Genomic DNA, 21,975 nt, shown 5'->3' with positions numbered 1-21,975 from the left:
TTTTCTATATTCCCTTTACTTGTTCTAACCCACTTTGAGTAACTTTAAATGAAACTTTTGTTGAAGCTAATTGCTCTTCTAATTTACTCTTTTTATACCATTTTAGACGACTCGGTTCTGCATGATACACTTTAATAACATCTCCATACTCAAATGGAGTGCCATTTACTTGCTCAGCAAAATTCTTTGAAGTCTCTTGCCCTTCTGCTGTTACACGTTTTTTCTCATTTCCCTTTCCATCATAAATCGTAAGGCCTATATACGGTTCATTTACAAAACGATAATGAATCTCATCATTTGTAAATGTTGCATGTAATTTCTTTTCATCATGATTTAACGTAACAATCGAACGTGTTACATCGGACACACCTTGATATACTATGCTATCTCCATATGTAACTTCCACAGGAACTTCCGTCACTTTCTTATTTCCAAATCGATCTTTCGTTTCTACTTTTACTGTTTGCTTACCAATTTTTGTCGTATCAAGGTTCCCTACAAAACCTACTACTTCTCCACCCTGTACTTCAACAAATTTCTTCGCGTATAGCGTTTCGCTATTTGTTCCGATTACTACTTTTTGTGGCACGGCTTTTACTTCTTGCAACATATCCATTCTCTCGAAACCTTTTTCTGTCACTTTAAAGAATAGTTCTTTTGTCCCTTTTTTCTCACCTTGACCAGCAAAGTTATTATTTTGATACCATTTTAAGCGGTCTGGTTCTGCATGGAATACTTTCACTACATCTCCATACTCAAACTTCATTCCATTTACTTGCTCTGCAAAGTTCTTTGAAGTTTCTTGCCCTTCCGCTGTTACACGCTTTTTCTCCGTTCCGTTTTGATCATATAACGTGATTCCCATGTATTGTTCTTTATCAAAGTATTCATGAATTTGTTCATCCATATCAGTCGCATGTAATTTCTTCTCATCATGCTTTAACGTTATAACTGAAGCAATTTCATTGTTATATCCTACATACTCAATACTATCTCCATACGTCACTTTTAATGATACTTCTGTCACTTGCTTATTCCCAAAACGATCTTTCGTTTCTACTTTTACTTTTTGTTCACCGATTTTTGTTGTATTTGGTTTCTCTACAAACCCAACCACTTCTCCATCTTGTACTTGTACGAATTCTTTCGGATCTAGTTTGTCTACATCCATTCCAACTACTACTTTTTGCGGTTTCGCCGTCACTTCTTGTAAACTATCTTTTAATTCGAACCCTTGCGGAGTAATTTGGAATAATTTATCTTTTTTGTTTTTAGCTTTCGTTTGATCTACAAGTGCATTATTTTTGTACCACTTCAAACGACCTGGTTCTGCGTGAAATACTTTTACTACATCACCATATTCAAAATCCAATCCATTTAGTTCAAGCGCAAATCGTTTTCCATTTTCTTGCCCTTCTGCTGATACACGTTTCTTTTCAATTCCATTTCGATCATATACTGTTAAACCCATATATTCTTCTTTTCCAAAACGGTAATGTATTTCATTATTAGTAAAGTTTACATTTAACTTCTTCTCATTGTGACGAAGCGTTACTGTCGACACTACAACATCTGAAAGTCCTTGAAAAACTATACTGTCATCATAAACTCCATTGACTTGAACAGGAATTGAATTTTTATTTCCTTTTTCATCCTCAATTTCTACTAACACTTCCTGTTTTCCACTCTCTAATTTAGGCCATACAATCTTACCTGTTACTTTTACATTCTCACCTAAATTTTGAACGAGCTTACTTGCTTCATTCTCATCAGACTCTGTACCAACTACAAGATTTCGCACCTCATTAGCAGGTTCACCATACGGAACCTTATATGGTTCAACTTGCTTTTCACGAATATCATTACTATCTGTAGCTTTCCAGATTTCCTTATCTAATTTAGGTAACTTTAATTTTTCTATTTTCTCTCTAATATCATTATTTGGCGTTAATCCCCATTCCTCAAAGAAAGGAATTAAATTTTGCCCTGCCACTTTTGATGTCATATAAACAAATATTTGCTTTTTCTCTTCATCAGACGCGGGCATTTCACTCTGTGGTAACAAACGATAAGCTTGATGTAACCTAGGATAGAAATATTCTCCATACACTACATTTAATTGCCAAAACATTGTAAGAGGATTAATGTCATCAATGATCCTTTCTGCTTTAGGCTTCTCTAAATATTCAAATGAGTTTTTATAGTGCTCATCCATTTCTAATCGGTTCCCTAACGCCTTTTGAACGGCTAATGAGTAAATATTTACTGTGACTTCGCTTACTTTAGACCACTTCCAAGGTGCTTGCTGATGTAAGTGTCCAACTTCATGCCATGGTCCCCATCCATCCTTTTCAAGCACTTCTATATCTAAAACTCTATTCATTGCGCTTGGAATATATCCTGTATGATAATTTGTCGCAAACATAAAGTCATCTTCATCAGGATTCCGTTTTTCAACAAACTGAACGTAATGATTTGGAGATTTTGCAACCCCAACACCGTCTTCAGATAATCCTGCTACTGCATTTTCCAAACGAATAATCTTATCGTGTAATTTCATTAACTTTGTTGGATCTGTATCGTTCATATGATCTTGAACAGCATTATAACTCGCAGTAATTAAACTTCTCTCACCTTTTAATTCAACTGCATAAGGATCCTTATATTTCTTCAACATTTCATCAAAATCTTTTTTCGTATGCTTACCTAAAATAAATAAAGGGAAGTGACTACCACCATTCGTAACTGAAGCTGTTACTTCTCCTTCGTTATTCATATTATAAAAATATAAAATACCGCCTCTTGGAGATGAAATAACATTTTTCCCTGGTTTTAAATCAAACTCTTCCGGGTCCTTTTCATCATAAGATCTCGTTCCAATAAAAGCTTGAATAGACTGCTTTCCTTTTATGTCAATTGTAATCTCTTCATTTGGCTCTGCATAAATTCCAGTCGGTTCATTCGCAGAAAGTTTCCAACTAACTCTTAAACGTTTATTTTCTTCATCCACGCTACCTTTACCCGGTAACTGAAACACTCTTTGCTCAAATTTATTCGCTTTAACCTCTTCTAATTTCCCACCTTTATTTTCTTCCAAAGGTGCTGCATATCCTTTTGATGCTTCGAAAGCTACTGGCGATAACAATGTAGATATACATATTCCAGCCACTAATACCCTACTCGTCTTTTTCTTCGACATAATCTGTGTCCCCTGTTCCTTTATTTAGAGAAACCATCCTATATATATCCATTTAATAAGACATCCTATTATTTTCATAAAAACATTTAATGAATAGACTAACACCTCGCGCACCTGTGTCATTTACTACCGCATTTCTCTCCATGTATTCGCTTTCTTACATTATAAAAATTTTTATGTACTGTATTCTCCTCACTTCCCTCTACTTGTGACGAGTTCTCTCTACATAAAAAGAGAATAGTAAAAGATATATTTCAGTATTGTCATCTATACATCTAAAATTGTGAATAATAATATGAACTTACATTTTCTTCATATATGACCATCTATAGGTAGTTTTTCCAACTGAATTTTACACGCTTTCTACACCGTTTGATAGCCTTTTCAATCAGAATAATGTTACAATTTTGTGAATATAATCATTTAATCTGGACGTTAAGATTTTCATATATTATATTATCTTAAAATAATATATGTGTTACATATCCTTTTCCTCGCCATGACCTACTGATGATACTACCTTCACCTTTCTCTTTATTTCTTCTAGATAATAAACTACTGTCTTCAACAAAAAACACCTCCATTGAACTTGCACAATTAGTGTGCGAATTCAGGAGATGTTTTTTCATATATCACTATTTAGAGTCACTTTAACATAATGTTTACAGGCGTTTTTTCTGTTAAGCCTTTATCTCTTTTATACCTTCTGTTCTTTCAAAACCTTTTTCCGTAATTTTAAAGAATACTTCATGAACTCCATATGCCGTATCCACGAATTCATTCTTTTTGTACACTTTAAATCGATCAAACTCTCTTTGATATACTTTTACTACATCACCATACTCAAAAGTCATTCCGTTGAATTGTTCTGCAAATGCTTTTGTATTTTCAGATGCTTTTACAGATACTACTTTCTTCTCTTTTCCAGCTTTATCGTATACAGTCATTTCCATATACTTCTCATCTGCAAATGAAGTATGCATTGGACCTTCTGAATTCGTTGTACTCAATTTCTTTTCTTCATGGTTTAATGTCACAATCGATTTAATATTCGTTCCACCATACCATGTACCAAAGAACATAATACTATCACCATAAATTACTTCCACTGGTACTTCCGTCACTTTTTTATTCCCGAAGCGATCTTTCGTTTCTACTTTTACTTTTTGCTCACCGATTTTTGTTGTATTTAGCTTTTCAACAAAGCCTACTACTTCTCCATCTTTTACTTGAACAAAATTTTTCGCGTCTAACTTTTCAACTTCTGTCCCAATTTCTACTTTTTGCGGCACTGGTGTTACTTCCTGCTGAGCTGCCATTCTTTCGAAACCTTGCTCCGTAACTTTAAAGAATATTTCATGAACGCCATACTGTGCATCCACGAATTCATTCTTTTTGTACACTTTAAATCGATCAAATTCTCTTTGATATACTTTTACTATGTCGCCATATTCAAAAGCCATTCCATTGAATTGTTCTGCGAATGCTTTCGTATTTTCAGATGCTTTTACAGATACTGCTTTCTTCTCTTTTCCAGCTTTATCGTATACAGCCATTTCCATATACTTTTCATCTGCAAATGAAGTATGCATTTTACCTTCTGAAGCTGTTGTACTCAATTTTTTCTCTTCATGGTTCAACGTTACAACCGATTTAATGTTTGTTCCGCCATAACTTGTACCAAAGAACATAATGCTATCACCGTAAATGATTTCTAACGATACTTCCGTTACTTTCTTATTTCCGAAACGATCTTTCGTTTCTACTTTTACTTTTTGCTCACCGATTTTTGTTGTATTTGGTTTTTCTACAAATCCAACTACTTCTCCATCTTTTACTTGAACAAAGTTTTTGGCATCTAACTTTTCAACGTCTGTTCCGACTACTACTTGTTGAGGTTTCGCTGTTATTTCTTGTAAACCATCTATTAACTCATATCCTTGTTCTGTAATTTTAAAGAACTTTTCGTTTTTATTTTTTGCGGCGCCTTGATCTACAAGTTTATTATCATGATACCAAGCTAAATATTGAGGTTGGATATGATACACCTTTAAAATGTCCCCATATTCAAAAGACATTTCATCTAACTCTTTTACAAAACTCTTTAATCCTTCATGTCCTTCCGCTGAAATACTCTTCTTTTCATTTCCGTTTGCATCATATATTGTGATACCCACATATTTTTGATTTCGATAACTATGTTCCAATATATTTCTTACTAATGTCGTTTTAAATTTTTTATCTTTATGATTTAAAGTCAACACAGAGTTTGTATTCCAATATGTTTTAAATGCCATACTATCACCATACACAACGTTAACTGGTACAGGAATCGCATTCACATTACCTTCTGTATCCACAATTTCTACATTTACAATTTGTTTTCCATTTTCTTGTTTAGGCCATGCTATTTTCCCTGTTACTTTTACATTTCTACCTAAATTTTGTACAAGTTCACTCGCCTTTTTCTCATCAAATTCTGTACCTATTAAAATATCTGGTACTGTATTAACCGCTTCACCATAAGGAATTTTGTATGCTTCAACTTGTTTTTCACGAATCGGATTACTATCTCTCGATAACCATATTTCATTTTTCGGTTCAGGTAATTGTAGTTTATTTACTTTTTCTACAGTATCCGCCTCTGCATGTAATCCCCACTTTGCAAAGTAAGAAATTAAATTTTGTCCCGATGCTTTTGAAGCCATATAAATAAATATTTGTTGTTGCTCTCTATTTGAAAGAACCTTGTCCGTATCTAGCATAGGAAATTCCGTATCAGACATCACTCTATACATTTGATGAAGGTTTGTATAGAATTTATCTCCATAAATTAAATGCAACTGCCAGAACATAATAAGTGGATCTGATGTATCAAAATCCTTTTCATCATCTGGTTGATTCATATATTCGAATGCCTTTTCATAACGCCCATCTTTCTCCATACGTGATTCATTTCCAAAAGCTAATTGAACCGCAAGAGAATAAATATTCACCGTAGTCTCCTCTGTACCCTCCCACATCCAAGGTAGCATTTGATGTATATGTCCGACCTCATGCCAAGGTCCCCAGCCATCACGCTGGAACAAATCTATATTTAAGACATACTTTATCGTGTCTGTTGGATATCCTGTATAATAGTCTGTCGCAAACATGTCACCTGTACTGTCAGTATAGTTCGTCTCAACAAAGTGGGTATAATGTTTTATAGGTCCTGCAACTCCAGTCCCTTCATCTAATAACCCTGACATCTTACTTTCAATACGAAGTGCTTCATCGTGTTTCTTCATTAATTCTATTGGATCCGTATTTTTCATATTCTTTTCTACTTTTTCATAACTTGCAGTAATTAAGCTTCTATTACCTTTTAGTTCTATTGCATAAGGATCTTTATATTTTTCTAGCATTTCATCCCAATCTTTTTTCGTATGTTTCCCTAATACAAATAAAGGAAAATGAGTACCTCCATTTGTAACAGTTGCTGTTACCTCGCCTGATCTATTTAAATTATAAAAATATAAAATACCTCCATTAGGTGAGGAAATCACATTTTTTCCCGGTTTCAAATCAAATTCTTTCGGGGCTGCTTCTTCATAAGAATGGGTCCCTATAAATGCCTTAATTGGCTGATTTCCTTTTATCTCAATACTAATTTTTTCATTCGGTTTTGTATAAATTCCAGTCGGTTCATTAGGCGAAAAAGCTAATTGCATCTTTAAACGCTCTTGCTCTTCTTCTACACTACCTTTCCCTGGCAATTGAAACACTCTCTGCTCAAACTTATTCTCTTTAACCTCTTCTAAATTCCCACCTTTATTCTCTTCCAAAGGTGCCGCATATCCTTTTGATGCTTCGAAAGCTACTGGCGATAATAATGTAGATATACATATTCCAGCTACTAATACCCTACTCGTCTTTTTCTTCGACATAATCTGTGTCCCCTATTCTTTTTTGTAATGCAAACCATCATAGATATATTCATTTACTGCAAAATCAATTTATCTTTATACAACCATTTTAAATACACAACAAAACTTCGCGCCCCAATATCGCTTACCTTTATTCCCTATATGTATTCGCTTTCTTATATAGCAAAAAATTTTAAGTCTAAAATTCCTCCTCATCTTTCTCTATGTTTTATGATGAGTTCTCCTTTTTTACATCACGGGATAATGATAAGAAATACATTTAATATGTATTGTTGTCTATACATGAAAAATGTGTATAAAAATATCGTTTTTTACAATTCATTCATAGGCATCCATCTATGGACAGTTTTTCCAAAGTGAATTGTACACGATATTTTTCTCCTTAGATAGACATTTCAATTAGATTAATATTACAATTTTATGAATTTAATATAAAAATCGTAATGTTAAAATTTTAAATTATAATGCTATTTTAAAATAAAAAAAACCGCCTGAAAGATACTAATCTTCCGGACAGGTTTTTATTAATCCAGCATACGTTTCATTATAAATCCTTTTCCATGTAACCATTCATCTTCAATTTCACCAGTTAAATGGAAGCCTATTGATTCATATAACTTTTGTGCAAGTTTATTTTCTGGATGTATGCTTAAATACATAACTTTGCAATTATATTCTGTGTTAAAATGGTCCATCAACAAACGTAATAATAGTTTTGCATACCCTTTTCCTTGGCATGCACTGTCGATGACAAATTGATTTAAATATACAGCCTTTTCTTCTTCCTCAAACCAGCCATACATTGCATATCCAATAGGTGTATCACCATCATATAGCCCTACCGAAATTGCATCTTCTTTATATTTTGTTTCAGCATCAACTAAACAATTTTCAACTGTACTTTCAATAAATTTATGCTGTTCCTCTGTTACTTTTAACTTAGCAATTTCATGCCGATTTTCTGTCGTTATTTTACAAATACGAAGTTTCATTTTTTATCTCTCTCTCATTTCTTGTTTTCATTATACCGTACTGATCAAAATATTCATGCTGGCGATGCAAGAAATCCGAAGCATGCAAACAAGAACATATATTTTTCTCCATAATTTTCTTTCACTTAAATTTAGTCCTTCAAACAATATCCCCACTCGATTTTCTAATATAATAATTTGATATATATACACATTGAGTCCGAACGGTAAAAGAAAACTAAGTCCTCCCCACCACCAAGACTTTTCATACTTATACAAAAGGGTCGCTATGTAGATTTGTGAAGTGAAAAGAAATAGAGCAATCGCTATAAGTACTAGCGGTAACATTAAAATATCTTTATCGATTATAATCCACTCCTTTTTCTATCTACGAATAACCACCAAACGATACATTGTAAAAGCGTCAACCATATAATGAAAAATATCGAAGATCCATTCAGTGCATATGCAAACTGCTTTACTAAAGATAATGGCTCTGTAAATAAATGAACTGCAAAAAAGCATTGGCCGTGTGCCAATGCTTTTTCATTATCTCTTTTGATTCGGTTTATGTGGTTCATTTGGAGTATGTGGTTTATTATCATGACCATTTGTTGTTTTCCAACTTACCGATAACTCCGGACTTGTTTTTTCTTCACTACGCTCAAGTAATACAACTGCATTTTGAATAGTCGGTGTCCCTTTATGTGCAATCCCTTGTAACTTTGTTAAATTTCCTAATACTTTAAAGCTAAACCCACCAGCTGGTGTTTGTTTCGGAATTAAGATGCGGAACTTTTCTCCTACATTAAATTCCATTTTTGCTTCGCCCTTTTCATTTACAAATTTCGCGCCTTCTGGTGCACCTGTTGCTTGCACTTTATATGTTCCGCTTTTCGCATTTGTTTCTACTGTATATAAACCTGTTTCAAAGAAATCATTTTTCAACACTGCTTGTTGTTCTTCTGACGGTATTACGCTCATCGTAATTTCTTGTAATTCTTCACTAGCACTTGCCTTTGCAACGATATCTTTCGTTACCTTTTCTACATTTTTATTACGGAAATCTAAATCATTAATATCAATTTGTTTTAACGCATTCCATACTGCAAGCTGCGTTGCATAATGTGCCTCTCTCCAATCAGAAACACCTAATTCTTGTGGACTCTTTTGCGGATACCCATTTAACAGCACACGGTATACATTAATATCCACTTTGCCCATTTCCGGTAAATCTTGACCGCTTGGAGATTTCAAATCTACATTTAAGCAAAAGGCAATTTTTCCATCTGCTGTTTTAATAAGCTCTGTTCGAATTGGTTTCTTCTTTGACTTACTATAACTCCAATCCATCTGATACTTTGTATGATCCATAACTTCCGCGAATGCTTTTTGCAGCGGAAATAACACAAATAAAACACTTAAAAGAATAGCCATTAGCTTGAACGATCGTTTTATATTCATGTTTACAACCCCTTATAAAATAACAAATTTACTACTGTTTATTATTTAGTTAGAAAAATTTTTTATGCATAAACAAAACAAAAAAGAGTGCAAAATTTTTGCACTCTTTCTTTCACTATAAGTTTAGAAATCAAAATTATCAGGGTCTGGACCAACGCGATGATTTTCATTTAACGCATCAATTTTCTCCATATCTTCTTTCGTTAATTCAAAATTAAATATATCAGCATTTGCAATAATGCGGTGTTCTTTCGTTGACTTCGGAATTGTTACAACTTCATTTTGAAGATCCCAACGTAAAATGATTTGAGCTGTCGTTTTATCATACTTATGAGCAATTTCTTGTAACGTTTCGTTATCTAATAATTGACCTTGCATAAGTGGTGACCATGCTTCCATTTGAATACCTTGCTCTTTACAGAACGATTGTAATTCTTTTTGTGTTAAACGAGGGTGATATTCTACTTGGTTAATCATCGGTTTCATTTCTGCACCTGCTAATACGTCTTTTAGGTGATGGATTTGGAAGTTACTTACGCCAATTGCACGCACACGATCTTCTTTATACAGTGTTTCTAACGCTCTCCACGTATCTTTGTATTTCCCTTCTACAGGCCAATGAACAAGATATAAGTCTAAATAATCTAGCTCTAATTTTTTTAAGCTCTCTTCATATGCAGCAAGTGTCGTTTCATATCCTTGATCTGCATTCCACACTTTTGAAGTAATAAATAAATCTTCTCGAGAAATCCCTGCTTCTTTTATACCAGCACGAATTCCTTTTCCTACAGCTTTCTCGTTTCCATAAATTGCAGCTGTATCGATACTGCGGTATCCTGCTTTAATCGCCGATTTTACAGCTTCTACAAGTTCTGGTCCATCTTCTACTTTAAATACACCTAAACCGAACCAAGGCATTTCTACACCGTTATGCAATGTTGTTGTACTTTGTAAATTTTTCATTATATTTTCTCTCCCTTATTTCACTGGATCTCTTTTTTCTAATGTCATACTCCACGCTGTTAAAATAACAGCCCCCGCTACCATGATGCCGCCTATCCAGGCCGTATGAATTAACCCTAACGAGTTCGTTACAATACCGCCCAAGTAAGCACCAAGAGCAATTCCTGCGTTAAATGCTGCAATGTTAATCGCTGATGCCACATCAACAGCACTTGGAACAAATCTCTCAGCCAAGATAACGACATACACTTGTAGCCCAGGAACATTCATAAACGCAAATAGTCCCATAAAAATAATTGTGATGAGTCCAGCGACTTTAAATGGCGCTGTAAATGTTAAAACAAATAATACAATTGCTTGAATAAAGAACATGTAAAATAATGCTCGAATCGGATTATGATTTGATAATTTCCCGCCAACCATATTCCCAATCGCAATTGCAATTCCATACACTAACAAAATAATTGTAACGGTACTTGATTTAAATCCTGTTACTTCTTGTAATAGCGGAGATAAATACGTAAACGTTACGAATGTTCCCCCGTATCCTAATGCAGTAATAATAAATACAAGTAATAGCCTTCCATTCGTAATCAGTTTGAATTGATCGCGAAATGATACAGACGTACCTTTTTTTAAGTTAGAAGGAATTAGCATACTATTGGCGATTAAGGCAACGATTCCAATTGCCACAATTACCATAAACGATGTTCTCCAACCAAATTGTTGACCGATAAATGTTCCAATCGGTACGCCTGTAATGGTCGCAACAGTTAAACCAGTAAACATAAATGCAATTGCACTCGCACGTTTATTCTCTGGTACAAGCGCAGCCGCAATTGTAGATCCTATCGACATAAAAACGCCGTGTGCAAACGCAGATACAACCCTTGCGATAAGCAACACAGTAAAACTTGTTGCCACTGCCGCAATTCCATTACCAATAATGAAAATAATCATAATCCACATTAATAACGTCTTTCGCGACATACTAGCTGTTAATGACGTTAATACTGGGGCACCAAACGCTACTCCTAATGCATATAAAGAAACGGTTAAACCCGCTGTTGTAACAGAAACATGTAAATCCTCTGAAATAGATGGTAATAAACCGACACTAATAAATTCGGTTGTACCAATTCCAAACGCACTAATTGCTAGTGCTAATAAAGCAAACATGCTTCTCCGATTCGTCTGTACTACCGAAGAAGATACTGTATATGAATTCAATTGAACTCCTCCTTAATACGAGAAATCCAATCATAATAGTATGAAAAAAGGCCTTTTTTCTTCTACAAAAATAATGTTACTGCTGATATATGCTATTATGAATGGCTTCACTCTTTTTTTGAAGAACGCACTTTAAAGTACGATAGGTACCCAAAAGTAACATAGGCACTTTTTAGTACCGTACTACTCATTTACCTCTTACGTATGCTATTATGGAACATATTCAACATGATAAAAAGTACGTACTTTAAAGTGCTATAGGTACTTTTTAGTAACATTTAAATGATTTAGCTTCTTTTGTTGGAGAACTGAAATCTACATTCATCAAAGGAGATTTTTTATATGAAGAAATATAATATTCCCGTTGAAGCGACTTTAGAGGTTATCGGCGGAAAATGGAAAGTCGTTATTCTTTGCCATTTAACGAAAGGTACAAAGAGAACGAGTGAATTAAAACGTCTCATGCCTGGTATTACACAAAAGATGTTAACACAGCAATTACGCGAATTAGAAGAAGACGGAGTTATTCAAAGAAAGGTATACAATCAAGTACCACCGAAAGTAGAATATTCTCTTACAGACTACGGTTGGTCTTTAGAATCCATTCTTGATTCCCTTTGTACTTGGGGCGAATGCCACCTTGAAAAAAGCGGTAACACATCGATGCTAATTACAGAAGGTGAACAATAAAAAAAGGAAAAAATGAACATAAATTTGTCCATTTTTTCCTTTTTTTATTTATATATACGTACATTTCTAACCTTAACAAAATAATTTATGCGCTTTCACGCCTTGTCAGTACTACATTATACGCTTAATATCAAATAATTAGGAATCATTTTTATGTTAACATAGGTGTATATAGTATATAATATAGGATATATATTATATACACTTTCCGATAAAGGAACTTTCCATTATGCGGACAAGCCATGTATCGGACAGTTCATAAATAATAGGTAGGACATTATGGTTTTGGATTTATGATTTCAGCTTACTTGCTGGCATAAATTTAAAGGCATTTTATTGTGCTTTGTGAAACTTTGTATAAAGTTTCGCAAACGTTTACTATCTTACCTATCAAAAATAAGAGTATTGCTATCGTAAAGGAGAATTGGAGATGCCAGAAACTATGACTCAAACAAAGCCAGAACAAGAAACTGTACAAATTTCTGCTAGCCAAGGACAACTTGATGTACTTGATCAGTTGTTAAAACCTGAGGTACAAGAATCATTAACTACACTAGTAGAACAGCTTCCAAAATTAACTGAGCTTGTTAATATTTTAACTAAGTCTTATGACTTCGCTCAAACTGTTGCTACTGATGAAGTATTAAAAAGCGACACTGTTAGTGCAATCACAGAGCTTGTAGAACCTGTAAAAGATACAGTGAAAGGCATGGCTGCAACTGCTATCGAAGCGAAAGATCGTGCTGACGAAAGCAACGAAGTTATCGGCCTGTTCGGTCTATTAAAATTACTAAAAGACCCACAAGCACAAAAAATGTTCCGCTTTGTGAACGCATATCTTCAAATTAGTGCAGAACGTAACAATAAATAAGTTAACTTATAACAACAATTAGTAAAGACGGGGGATATCATACTATGTCAAAACAAATTGTCATCTTAGGCGCTGGTTATGGCGGTCTTCTTGCCGCTTTAAACGTACGTAAATATTACAGCAAATCAGAAGCACAAGTTACAGTGATTAACCAATACCCAACACACCAAATCATCACTGAACTACACCGCCTTGCAGCTGGTAACGTTGCTGAGCAAGCAATTGCAATGCCACTTACAAAGCTTTTCAAAGGTAAAGACATCGATCTTAAAATCGCAACAGTTGAGTCATTCTCAGTTGATAGCAAAGAAATTAAACTAGCTGGTGGCACTACTTTATCTTACGACGCACTTGTAGTTGCTTTAGGAAGTAAAACTGCTTACTTCGGTATTCCAGGACTAGAAGAAAACAGCATGGTATTAAAATCTGCTGCTGATGCAAACAAAATCTACAAACACGTTGAAGACCGTATTCGTGAATACGCGAAAACGAAAAACGAAGCTGATGCTACAATCGTAATCGGTGGTGGCGGATTAACTGGCGTTGAGCTAGTTGGTGAGCTTGCTGACATTATGCCTAAACTTGCAAAAAGCCACGGCGTAAATCCAAAAGAAGTTAAACTTCTTCTTGTTGAAGCAGGTCCAAAAATCCTTCCAGTATTACCAGACCACTTAATCGAACGTGCAACTACTAGCCTAGAAGCACGCGGTGTTACATTCTTAACAGGTCTTCCTGTAACAAACGTTGCTGGCAATGAAATCGACTTAAAAGACGGTCAAAAACTTGTTGCTAACACATTCGTTTGGACAGGCGGCGTACAAGGTAACCCATTAATCGGTGAATCAGGTCTTGAAGTAAACCGTGGCCGTGCAACAGTTGATGCATACCTACAATCTACTTCTCACAAAGACGTATTCGTTGCTGGAGACAGCGCTGTTGTCTTCGCTCCAGACGGACGTCCATACCCACCAACTGCACAAATCGCTTGGCAAATGGGTGAGTTAATTGGATACAACTTATACGCAGCACTAGAAGGCAAAGCATTCGAAGAGTTCGCACCTGTAAACTCTGGAACACTTGCTAGTCTAGGGCGTAAAGATGCTGTTGCTACAATCGGAGCAAGCAATACTCCACTTAAAGGCTTACCAGCATCATTAATGAAAGAAGCTAGTAACGTTCGTTACTTATCACACATTAAAGGTCTATTCAGCTTAGCTTACTAATCTGAATATAAGCCCGAATCATGCCCTGCATGGTTCGGGCTATTTTTATCCGTAATTTTCTCTAACTTATATATTCGGCAGAAGAATAATATAACCCTTTTAAATTATCTAAATTTACTGATTATTTTATGTCTAAATTGTGTATATGAAAGAATGGAAGTATTCTTCCTACTCCCATCCTTTCACACAAACTATTCTCCTAACTTCACAAGGCTGTAGTTCTTCTTCCCTTTACGAATAATAATAAATCGTCCATCAAATGAATTTTCTACAGTAACATTTGTACCCACATCCGTTACTTTTTCACCATTCATAGAAATAGCTCCATTATTAATATCTTCACGTGCTTGTCGTCTAGATGGTTCAATCCCTAAATCGACTAGCCATTCTACGATGTTTTTTGTCTCTTTTGAAGACTGGAATGTTGGCATCTCTTTAAAACCTTGCTCAATTTCATCAGCTGTTAACGATTTAATATCTCCGCTAAATAACGCTGCTGTAATCTTCTCAGCTTGCAGGAGTGCCTCTGCTCCATGAACGAATTTCGTCATTTCTTCCGCTAATACTTTTTGCGCTTCACGTCTATGAGGCTCTGTTTCTACCTTCACTGCCAATTCATCAATGCGCTCTTTCGTTAAGAACGTAAAGTATTTCAAGTATTTCACTACATCACGGTCATCTGTATTCACCCAGAACTGGTAAAATTCAAATGGTGTTGTTTTTTCAGGATCAAGCCAAACTGCACCACCTGCTGATTTACCGAACTTCGTTCCATCTGATTTCAATAATAACGGAATCGTTAATCCGAATACTTTCGCTTCGTGCCCTTCTAACTTACGAATTAAATCTAAACCACTCGTAATATTTCCCCATTGGTCACTACCACCAATTTGCAGTTGAACATCTTCTTTCGTGTATAAATGATGGAAATCCATCGCTTGCAAAATTTGGTACGTAAATTCTGTGAAAGAAATTCCTGTATCTAAACGACTTGCTACAATATCCTTCGCTAACATGCTATTAATGCTAAAGTTCTTCCCGTAATCACGTAAAAACTCAATAATGTTTATTTCATGTGTCCAGTCGTAGTTATTTACCATCTTCACTTCGCTATTTCCGCCAAAATCAAATAGCTTTTTCATTTGCGCTGTTAACGCATCCACATTATGCTGAACTACTTCTAACGTTTGAAGTTGACGTTCTGATTGACGTCCGCTCGGATCACCAATCGTTCCTGTTGCCCCACCAATTAAAATAACTGGATGATGGCCAGCTAACTGGAATCTCTTCATCATCATAAACGGAATTAAATGTCCAATATGCATACTATCACCAGTCGGATCAACTCCGCAGTATAGTGAAATCTTTTTCTCTTCTACTAGCTTACGTAAACCTTCTTCATCAGTCTGTTGATTCACAGCGCCGCGCCATTCTAATTCATCAATAATATTCATCTTTTGTCATCCCCTTTATTTTTTAAAACAAAAAGTCCCTATGTCTATGACATAGGGACGATTATTCACCGTGTTACCACCCAGTTTGTATAAATAGCATAGCTACTCATACCACTCTTAGCAATAATATCGATTGCCAATCCGCTTAGCATTACCTAAGATACTCCAGAGTGTAATTCGCAAGTTTGTTTGTGCTAGGTTCCAGCAACCCCTAGCTCTCTCGTTAACAGTGACAAACTGCTACTGGGCTCTTTCAACGTATGTTATTTGTTAAATTATTAGCCATTATATTGAATTGAAAACAAATTGTCAACAATACCCAAATGTTATTTTAAAATAATTCATACTTTTATACGCTTTTAATTCAAAGATTATTATAGATCTTCTCCAATAATCCTTACTTCTCGCTCTAACTTCACGCCAAATTTCTCTTCAACAGTCTTTTGTACAAAGTGAATTAAATCGATGTAATCTTGTGCTGTTCCGTTATCAACATTCACCATAAATCCAGCGTGTTTTAAAGAAACTTCCACTCCGCCAATTCGCTTACCTTGTAGTCCTGATTCTTGAATCAATTTACCAGCAAAGTTATTTGGTGGACGCTTAAATACACTACCACATGAAGGGTATTCTAGAGGCTGTTTTGATTCACGTTTAAACGTTAAATCATCCATTTTTTCTTTAATTTCTTCACGCACACCTTCTTCAAGCTCAAATCTCGCTTCAAGAATAATGTAATGGTTGTTTGCAAATACACTCTTACGATATCCAAATTCAAATGCTTCTTTCGTTAAAGTACGTAACTCTCCATCACCTGTCATTACGACAGCTTCTGTTAATACAAACGATACTTCACCGCCGTATGCGCCAGCATTCATATATAAAGCTCCGCCAACTGAACCTGGAATACCACAAGCAAACTCAAGACCCGTTAAATTATGATCTAATGCAATACGTGATACATCAATAATTGCTGCACCACACTGTGCCACAATCGTCGTTCCTGTTACAGTCACATCTGTAATGTGAATTAAACTTACGGTAATCCCACGAATTCCACCATCTTTAATAATGACATTCGATCCATTTCCTAAAAACGTAACTGGAATATTATATTCGTTAGCATATTTGATAACTTCTTGAATTTCATCATAATTTGTCGGTGCAACGAACACATCTGCTTTTCCACCAACTTTAATATGCGTATGATTCTTTAACATTTCATCTTGTTTCACATGACCTTCAGGCAATACCGTACTTAAATATTTATAAACCTCTTGCATATTCATTTTACGATTCCTCTATTTCTATATTCTTTTTATCCCGTTATACGGGCCCATAATATCCCCACATACATGAACGAACCTAAAGTGGTGGATACAGTGTACCCAAAATCAATTCGAGACACCTATAAACCTCTTAATTTATAAGAGGTGCCACTCATATTAAAATATATATTGCATAATAAAGCAACCCAAATGGGCTACTAAACTTGACATGTCATCAGAAAGACAACAATTTGTAAAATATATTACTTTTTCAAAACACTATCCTTCAGTATCTTACTATACCATACGAAAATAAAGTGGTATTTTTTTGTAATCTTTACTTTATTTTCATCAATAAAAAAGATGCTTTTACCTATGTAAAAGCATCTTTTTTATTACTTATTATAATTTACTTTTCGTTCTCTTCTTTTTCCTTATCAAACCATAATAGCTCATCGTCATCAACTTCACCATTATAATTGATTAGAATCTCTTCTCCCGCTTTTATATCTTTGTAAGCAAAGAAGTTAAACGTGTGATTTTCAAAGACAATATCATACGTTGCATTCGGATTATATGCATGATTAAATAACATGCCGTATCCTAAAAGGAATGCTGTATGATTTACCCCATACTCAAATGCGTAGTCAGCAAGTAACGTTTTCTCAATGTGTTCATGCTGTTCATTCGGATAAGAGATAACTGGTGCTGAGTGAATCAACTCACCCTTTTTAATATCACGAGTTGCAAATACACCTCTATTAAATTCTCCATCACTAAGTTCAGAAGTCTTAACTTCGATCATATGCGTCACCTATATAATTCTTTCTTTGAAGTATTTTATTCCGCTATTTGCGGGGTTCAACTAATAATCAGTAGCGTATAGCCACACTAATTAAAGTCTCACTTTATCTCCTTAAGCTTGGCAGAAAACTCAAAGAAAAGCAATTAAATTACTATCAAGTATTCATTTAAATGAAAAAAGAGCACACATAGTGTGCCCTTTTCAATCAATATTACTTTTCTAAAATATTTTCTAGCAACTTCACTTGCTCGCTAACAGTATGCAACGTCTTCACCGATATATCATTTCGATGTTTTTCTTCTTCCACACTTGCTAACACTTCTTCCGTAGCCGCAGAAGTTTGCTGAATTACATTAGAAGCATGTGTAACATCCTTTACGATATTTGTCGTTTTAACCTGCAAGTTTTCTTGATGACCAACAATCTCTCTCATTACATCATTAATTGCATCAATAAACTTCCCTAAATCCGTTACATTTGTTAAAACACTTGCTAGCATTTCATTACATTCTTCTTGTACTTTTTCTGATTTTTCTACCTGTACTTCCACTTTACTTGCCTGATTACTAAACTCCTTCAAAATACCTTGAATTCTCCCCGCAGAGCGATTCGATTCTTCGGCAAGCTTTAATACTTCATTCGCTACAATAGCAAATCCTTTTCCATGCTCGCCTGCTCTTGCCGCTTCAATATTTGCATTTAAAGCTAGCAAACTCGTCTGACTTGAGATATTCGTTATTACATCTACAATTTCATTAATTTGCTTCGACTGCATCATTAAATCTCTAAATATAATTCCTGATTGTGAAACAACATCATTTAAACTTCTCATATTCGCTTCAAAATTTCGTAAAGTATGTACACTACCCTTTGAAATCTCTAAACTTTCATCAACACGAGTCGATGCATTTCTTACTTGCGAAATGATTTGTTCAATATTCCCCTCCATATCATTCAATACTTCTACTGAACGATGCATCATCTCTGATTGTGATTGGGTGCCAACTGCCACCTCTTCAAAAGCGAAATTAATTTCACTCATCGACTCCATCGATGTATTTATATTTTGTCTTAAATGATTGAAATTACTATGTAGTTTCACAACCGTTTCCTCAATCAGTCTTTGAGTCTCTTCTAGCTCCTGAGCTTTCCTCATTACTTCTTGCTTCTCATCGCTTAAACGAGCTAACAAATTAGAGCCAATCTTCGTTACGCCCCACATTGCGATCGTTACGATCGCTAACAAGCTTGCGAAGTTTGCAGCTTCAGATGCCGCTGTATAAGCAAAAAATTGCTCCGGCCAATAACTACAAAGAATAAATGTGATAAAAACCGCCACTCCGCCGAGAATGATAACGAGACGTTCACTTAAATAAATAAGTGAAACTGCTAATGTAAAGTAGACCATTTGAAATACAGCCGGACTTTCATTAAAAGCTTGTACCATAACGAAAGACATAATAAGCAGCATAAATGTCATGATATATTTATACATCGCTTCCATGCTTTCTATAAAAGTAAACAGCGTTCCAAATACAACAACTGAAATACCACAAACCCAAAACGCTATTGCTCTCTCTGTAAAAATATATCCGTAATACCCAATCGCGATTATTCCAAGAAAGAAACTACAAATCGTAATGAACAGCAATAAATGATTTTTCTGTGATTCTTTCTCCAGGTTAGAAAAACAAGTTCTCTTTAACCACTCCATATATGAAGCCCCACCTTCTACTTATACATATCGATTACTTCAGCTTAAATACCGCACTTACTGGGTTATGATCGCTATTTTCAAACTTTAAATCTTTCCCTTGTACATTTACAATTTCCACATTCGGTGAAACGATAAAACCATCAATAATCGTGACAAAGTTTTCACCTTCCACATACTTCTTCACATCATCTCTCACCGTCATAACAGATGGATCTACAGCCCACTTAAAGCCACCATCAGTAAAGTCCTTTGGTAACTCTACTAACCACTCAGGACGCTCTTTCACAAACTTCGGATCACTTAATTGAACGTTAGAAAGTAATTGATTCCAATCTCCGCCCATTATTACGTAATCACCATTTTCATAATGCTTGTTCATATATTCTTTTAAAAACTCTACTTGCTGTTTTCTAATTTTCCCGCCTTCATCATACGCAGACAAATGTAAATTTACGAGTCTCACAAACTTCCCATTATTAACAGGTATTTTATGCTCAACAATCGCTCGATCTAAATCAAACAAACGCTTTGGCCAAGGCTCCATTCCAGGAAGCTGGAACCTCTGCGCTGTTTGAACTGTATATTTAGAAAACGTACTTAATCCAGCCTCCGCATATCCCATTGGACTTGTAATTGGTACAGGGACCCATTTTGTATCATAGTTCTTTCCGAACGACGAAGCATAATCAGGTAATCCTTTTTTCAAAAATTCATGCCCATTTACATCAAAAGATCGCATTGATTTTATATCAACTTCTTGTAACAACGTAAAATCACTATTCTCATTTTGTAAAAACGAAAGCATTTTCTTTAAATTCGTTTCCGTTTGCTCTTTACTACTTGAACCAGAACCTTTTCCACCATCCATAAAGAAGTCTTGATCCTTATCTAATCCAGCATATCCAATATTAAATGTTGTAACTTTAAATTCATTTCCAAGCGCTAACACGCGTTCCTTATTATTTTCCACCTTCAAACTTATAACATTAGCCGGCTGTTCTTTTGTAAGTGTCATATACGCTAAAAAACCACCTACAACTCCCACTCCTACTAAAATACATATAAGTACTATTTTTAATAATTTTTTCAAACGAACGACTCCTTTTCTAAAACTACCAATTTTACTTTTCTTTATTTTCAGTTAACTGAAGCGAATGACAGACATACGAAACATTTTATCATATCAAAAACCTTATATCACTATATTTAGTTTATAAGTATAAATTCTCTATCTTAAACCATCACATACATACAAAACAGCTCCACTTTTTCACTGGAAATTCTACGCAATTTTTAGTACACTATATGTAATAATCATAGGCGATGGAGTTCGCCATAACTGCTGCTTAGCTAATGACTCCTACCAGTATAACTACTGGTAGGAGTCTATTTTTTTGAGCAAGCTATTTAAAGAGGTGAAGAAATTGATTTATATTATCGTTGGCATAGCCGGTATATTAGGAGCCCTTTCTCGCTATTATTTAGGTCTTACTATTCATACTTCATGGAATCATTCATTTCCGCTAGCTACATTGCTCATCAACTTACTCGGCTGCTTCTTATTAGCGTGGCTGACTACCTATATCGCTCGGAGAAACATCTTGCCTTCAGAAATTATCACAGGCATTGGGACTGGATTCATCGGTTCCTTTACGACGTTTTCAACATTTAGTGTAGAAACTGTGCAACTAATCCATCTTTCTGAATGGGGTACGGCTTTCTTATATGTATCATGCAGCATACTTGGTGGTCTCATTATGTCTGGTCTTGGCTATACACTAGGTGATTTCTTAATTAAGAAACATCTTACGGAAGGTGATCACTTATGATAGAAGCTTTATTAGTGGCAACAGGTGGATTTTTCGGTGCTATTACACGATTTGCAATTAGTAATTGGTTTAAAAAAAGAAATAAAACTTCCTTTCCAATTGCTACATTTCTCATTAATATAACAGGCGCGTTTTTACTCGGATATATAATCGGAAACGGAGTCACTACAAGCTGGCAATTATTAATAGGTACTGGATTTATGGGTGCCTTTACGACATTTTCAACATTTAAACTAGAGTCCATTCAGCTCTTCAATCGTAAAAACCTTGGTGTACTATTTTTATATGTAAGCGCAACTTATATAATCGGCATCCTTTTTGCATTCCTTGGAATGAAACTAGGCGGAATATAAAAAAAGAAA

16 protein-coding genes, 1 riboswitch and 1 other annotated feature are annotated in these 21,975 nt (G+C 35.0%); of the genes, 5 read left to right on the top strand and 11 right to left on the bottom strand.

Annotated features, from left to right (window positions below; translation table 11 throughout):
* Positions 1–4: 4 nt before the first annotated feature.
* The 6 genes from QCI46_RS01990 to QCI46_RS01965 form a co-directional block, all read right to left on the bottom strand.
* A complete protein-coding gene (locus tag QCI46_RS01990) occupies positions 5–3,199 on the bottom strand; it encodes a putative mucin/carbohydrate-binding domain-containing protein (protein WP_353839483.1) in 3,195 nt (1,064 codons plus the stop codon).
* A 680-nt stretch (positions 3,200–3,879) separates the two neighbouring features.
* Positions 3,880–7,128, bottom strand: a complete 3,249-nt coding sequence (locus tag QCI46_RS01985; RefSeq protein WP_353839482.1) for a M60 family metallopeptidase — start codon at positions 7,126–7,128, stop codon at positions 3,880–3,882.
* A 524-nt stretch (positions 7,129–7,652) separates the two neighbouring features.
* Positions 7,653–8,120: a GNAT family N-acetyltransferase gene (locus QCI46_RS01980; protein WP_353839481.1), complete on the bottom strand. Its 468-nt coding sequence runs from the start codon at positions 8,118–8,120 to the stop codon at positions 7,653–7,655.
* A 528-nt stretch (positions 8,121–8,648) separates the two neighbouring features.
* On the bottom strand, positions 8,649–9,563 hold the full coding sequence (locus QCI46_RS01975) for a thioester domain-containing protein (RefSeq protein ID WP_353839480.1): 915 nt from the start codon (positions 9,561–9,563) through the stop codon (positions 8,649–8,651).
* Positions 9,564–9,686: 123 nt separating this feature from the next.
* The gene (locus QCI46_RS01970) at positions 9,687–10,526 is read right to left on the bottom strand and encodes an aldo/keto reductase (RefSeq protein ID WP_483299007.1); all 840 of its coding nucleotides are present in this window, start codon (positions 10,524–10,526) and stop codon (positions 9,687–9,689) included.
* Between the two features lie 15 nt (positions 10,527–10,541).
* A complete protein-coding gene (locus QCI46_RS01965; RefSeq protein WP_353841820.1) occupies positions 10,542–11,705 on the bottom strand; it encodes an MFS transporter in 1,164 nt (387 codons plus the stop codon).
* 393 nt (positions 11,706–12,098) lie between these two features.
* On the opposite strand from QCI46_RS01965, the gene QCI46_RS01960 reads away from it, so the two are divergent.
* The 3 genes from QCI46_RS01960 (at position 12,099) to QCI46_RS01950 (ending at position 14,540) form a co-directional block, all read left to right on the top strand.
* Positions 12,099–12,446, top strand: a complete 348-nt coding sequence (locus QCI46_RS01960) for a winged helix-turn-helix transcriptional regulator (RefSeq protein ID WP_000760478.1) — start codon at positions 12,099–12,101, stop codon at positions 12,444–12,446.
* A 430-nt stretch (positions 12,447–12,876) separates the two neighbouring features.
* Positions 12,877–13,317 carry a DUF1641 domain-containing protein gene (locus QCI46_RS01955; protein WP_001115312.1) on the top strand — a complete coding sequence of 147 codons (441 nt, stop codon included), beginning with the start codon at positions 12,877–12,879 and terminating at the stop codon, positions 13,315–13,317.
* A gap of 44 nt (positions 13,318–13,361) precedes the next feature.
* Positions 13,362–14,540 carry an NAD(P)/FAD-dependent oxidoreductase gene (locus tag QCI46_RS01950; RefSeq protein WP_000043194.1) on the top strand — a complete coding sequence of 393 codons (1,179 nt, stop codon included), beginning with the start codon at positions 13,362–13,364 and terminating at the stop codon, positions 14,538–14,540.
* A 191-nt stretch (positions 14,541–14,731) separates the two neighbouring features.
* Here QCI46_RS01950 and tyrS read toward each other — a convergent pair whose 3' ends face one another.
* From tyrS to QCI46_RS01925, 5 genes are all read right to left on the bottom strand, one after another.
* Positions 14,732–15,994, bottom strand: coding sequence for a tyrosine--tRNA ligase (tyrS, locus tag QCI46_RS01945; RefSeq protein WP_327959560.1), 1,263 nt, complete (start codon positions 15,992–15,994; stop codon positions 14,732–14,734).
* 50 nt (positions 15,995–16,044) lie between these two features.
* Positions 16,045–16,260, bottom strand: a binding site (T-box leader).
* 108 nt (positions 16,261–16,368) lie between these two features.
* A complete protein-coding gene (gene murB, locus QCI46_RS01940; protein WP_001057099.1) occupies positions 16,369–17,283 on the bottom strand; it encodes a UDP-N-acetylmuramate dehydrogenase in 915 nt (304 codons plus the stop codon).
* Positions 17,284–17,671: 388 nt separating this feature from the next.
* Positions 17,672–18,067 (bottom strand): SET domain-containing protein, encoded by a 396-nt coding sequence (locus tag QCI46_RS01935; protein WP_000573650.1) that lies wholly within the window; start codon positions 18,065–18,067, stop codon positions 17,672–17,674.
* 211 nt (positions 18,068–18,278) lie between these two features.
* Entirely contained in the window at positions 18,279–19,781 is a 1,503-nt protein-coding gene (locus QCI46_RS01930) for a DUF4077 domain-containing protein (RefSeq protein ID WP_353839479.1), read from the bottom strand.
* Positions 19,782–19,815: 34 nt separating this feature from the next.
* Positions 19,816–20,874, bottom strand: coding sequence for an endonuclease/exonuclease/phosphatase family protein (locus tag QCI46_RS01925; RefSeq protein WP_353839478.1), 1,059 nt, complete (start codon positions 20,872–20,874; stop codon positions 19,816–19,818).
* Positions 20,875–21,094: 220 nt separating this feature from the next.
* A riboswitch (Fluoride riboswitch) is annotated at positions 21,095–21,154 on the top strand.
* Positions 21,155–21,208: 54 nt separating this feature from the next.
* On the opposite strand from QCI46_RS01925, the gene crcB (QCI46_RS01920) reads away from it, so the two are divergent.
* Positions 21,209–21,613, top strand: a complete 405-nt coding sequence (crcB, locus tag QCI46_RS01920) for a fluoride efflux transporter CrcB (protein WP_179211913.1) — start codon at positions 21,209–21,211, stop codon at positions 21,611–21,613.
* Positions 21,610–21,966, top strand: coding sequence for a fluoride efflux transporter CrcB (crcB, locus tag QCI46_RS01915; RefSeq protein WP_353839477.1), 357 nt, complete (start codon positions 21,610–21,612; stop codon positions 21,964–21,966). Before crcB (QCI46_RS01920) ends, crcB (QCI46_RS01915) begins: the two co-directional genes overlap by 4 nt.
* Positions 21,967–21,975: the final 9 nt, after the last annotated feature.

Source organism: Bacillus cereus group sp. RP32 (assembly GCF_040459735.1).
Classification (GTDB): Bacteria; Bacillota; Bacilli; order Bacillales; family Bacillaceae_G; genus Bacillus_A; species Bacillus_A wiedmannii.
Note: the sequence above shows the minus strand (reverse complement) of the source record. Positions and strands in the feature narration are given on the sequence as shown.

Excerpts from the sequence above, each read along its gene's own strand:
- QCI46_RS01990 (WP_353839483.1), bottom strand. The coding sequence starts at position 3,199 with ATGTCGAAGAAAAAGACGAGTAGGGTATTAGTGGCTGGAATATGTATA.
- QCI46_RS01985 (WP_353839482.1), bottom strand. The coding sequence starts at position 7,128 with ATGTCGAAGAAAAAGACGAGTAGGGTATTAGTAGCTGGAATATGTATA.
- QCI46_RS01980 (WP_353839481.1), bottom strand. The coding sequence starts at position 8,120 with ATGAAACTTCGTATTTGTAAAATAACGACAGAAAATCGGCATGAAATT.
- QCI46_RS01975 (WP_353839480.1), bottom strand. The coding sequence starts at position 9,563 with ATGAATATAAAACGATCGTTCAAGCTAATGGCTATTCTTTTAAGTGTT.
- QCI46_RS01970 (WP_483299007.1), bottom strand. The coding sequence starts at position 10,526 with ATGAAAAATTTACAAAGTACAACAACATTGCATAACGGTGTAGAAATG.
- QCI46_RS01965 (WP_353841820.1), bottom strand. The coding sequence starts at position 11,705 with ATGTTTGCTTTATTAGCACTAGCAATTAGTGCGTTTGGAATTGGTACA.
- QCI46_RS01960 (WP_000760478.1), top strand. The coding sequence starts at position 12,099 with ATGAAGAAATATAATATTCCCGTTGAAGCGACTTTAGAGGTTATCGGC.
- QCI46_RS01955 (WP_001115312.1), top strand. The coding sequence starts at position 12,877 with ATGCCAGAAACTATGACTCAAACAAAGCCAGAACAAGAAACTGTACAA.
- QCI46_RS01950 (WP_000043194.1), top strand. The coding sequence starts at position 13,362 with ATGTCAAAACAAATTGTCATCTTAGGCGCTGGTTATGGCGGTCTTCTT.
- tyrS (WP_327959560.1), bottom strand. The coding sequence starts at position 15,994 with ATGAATATTATTGATGAATTAGAATGGCGCGGCGCTGTGAATCAACAG.
- murB (WP_001057099.1), bottom strand. The coding sequence starts at position 17,283 with ATGAATATGCAAGAGGTTTATAAATATTTAAGTACGGTATTGCCTGAA.
- QCI46_RS01935 (WP_000573650.1), bottom strand. The coding sequence starts at position 18,067 with ATGATCGAAGTTAAGACTTCTGAACTTAGTGATGGAGAATTTAATAGA.
- QCI46_RS01930 (WP_353839479.1), bottom strand. The coding sequence starts at position 19,781 with ATGGAGTGGTTAAAGAGAACTTGTTTTTCTAACCTGGAGAAAGAATCA.
- crcB (WP_353839477.1), top strand. The coding sequence starts at position 21,610 with ATGATAGAAGCTTTATTAGTGGCAACAGGTGGATTTTTCGGTGCTATT.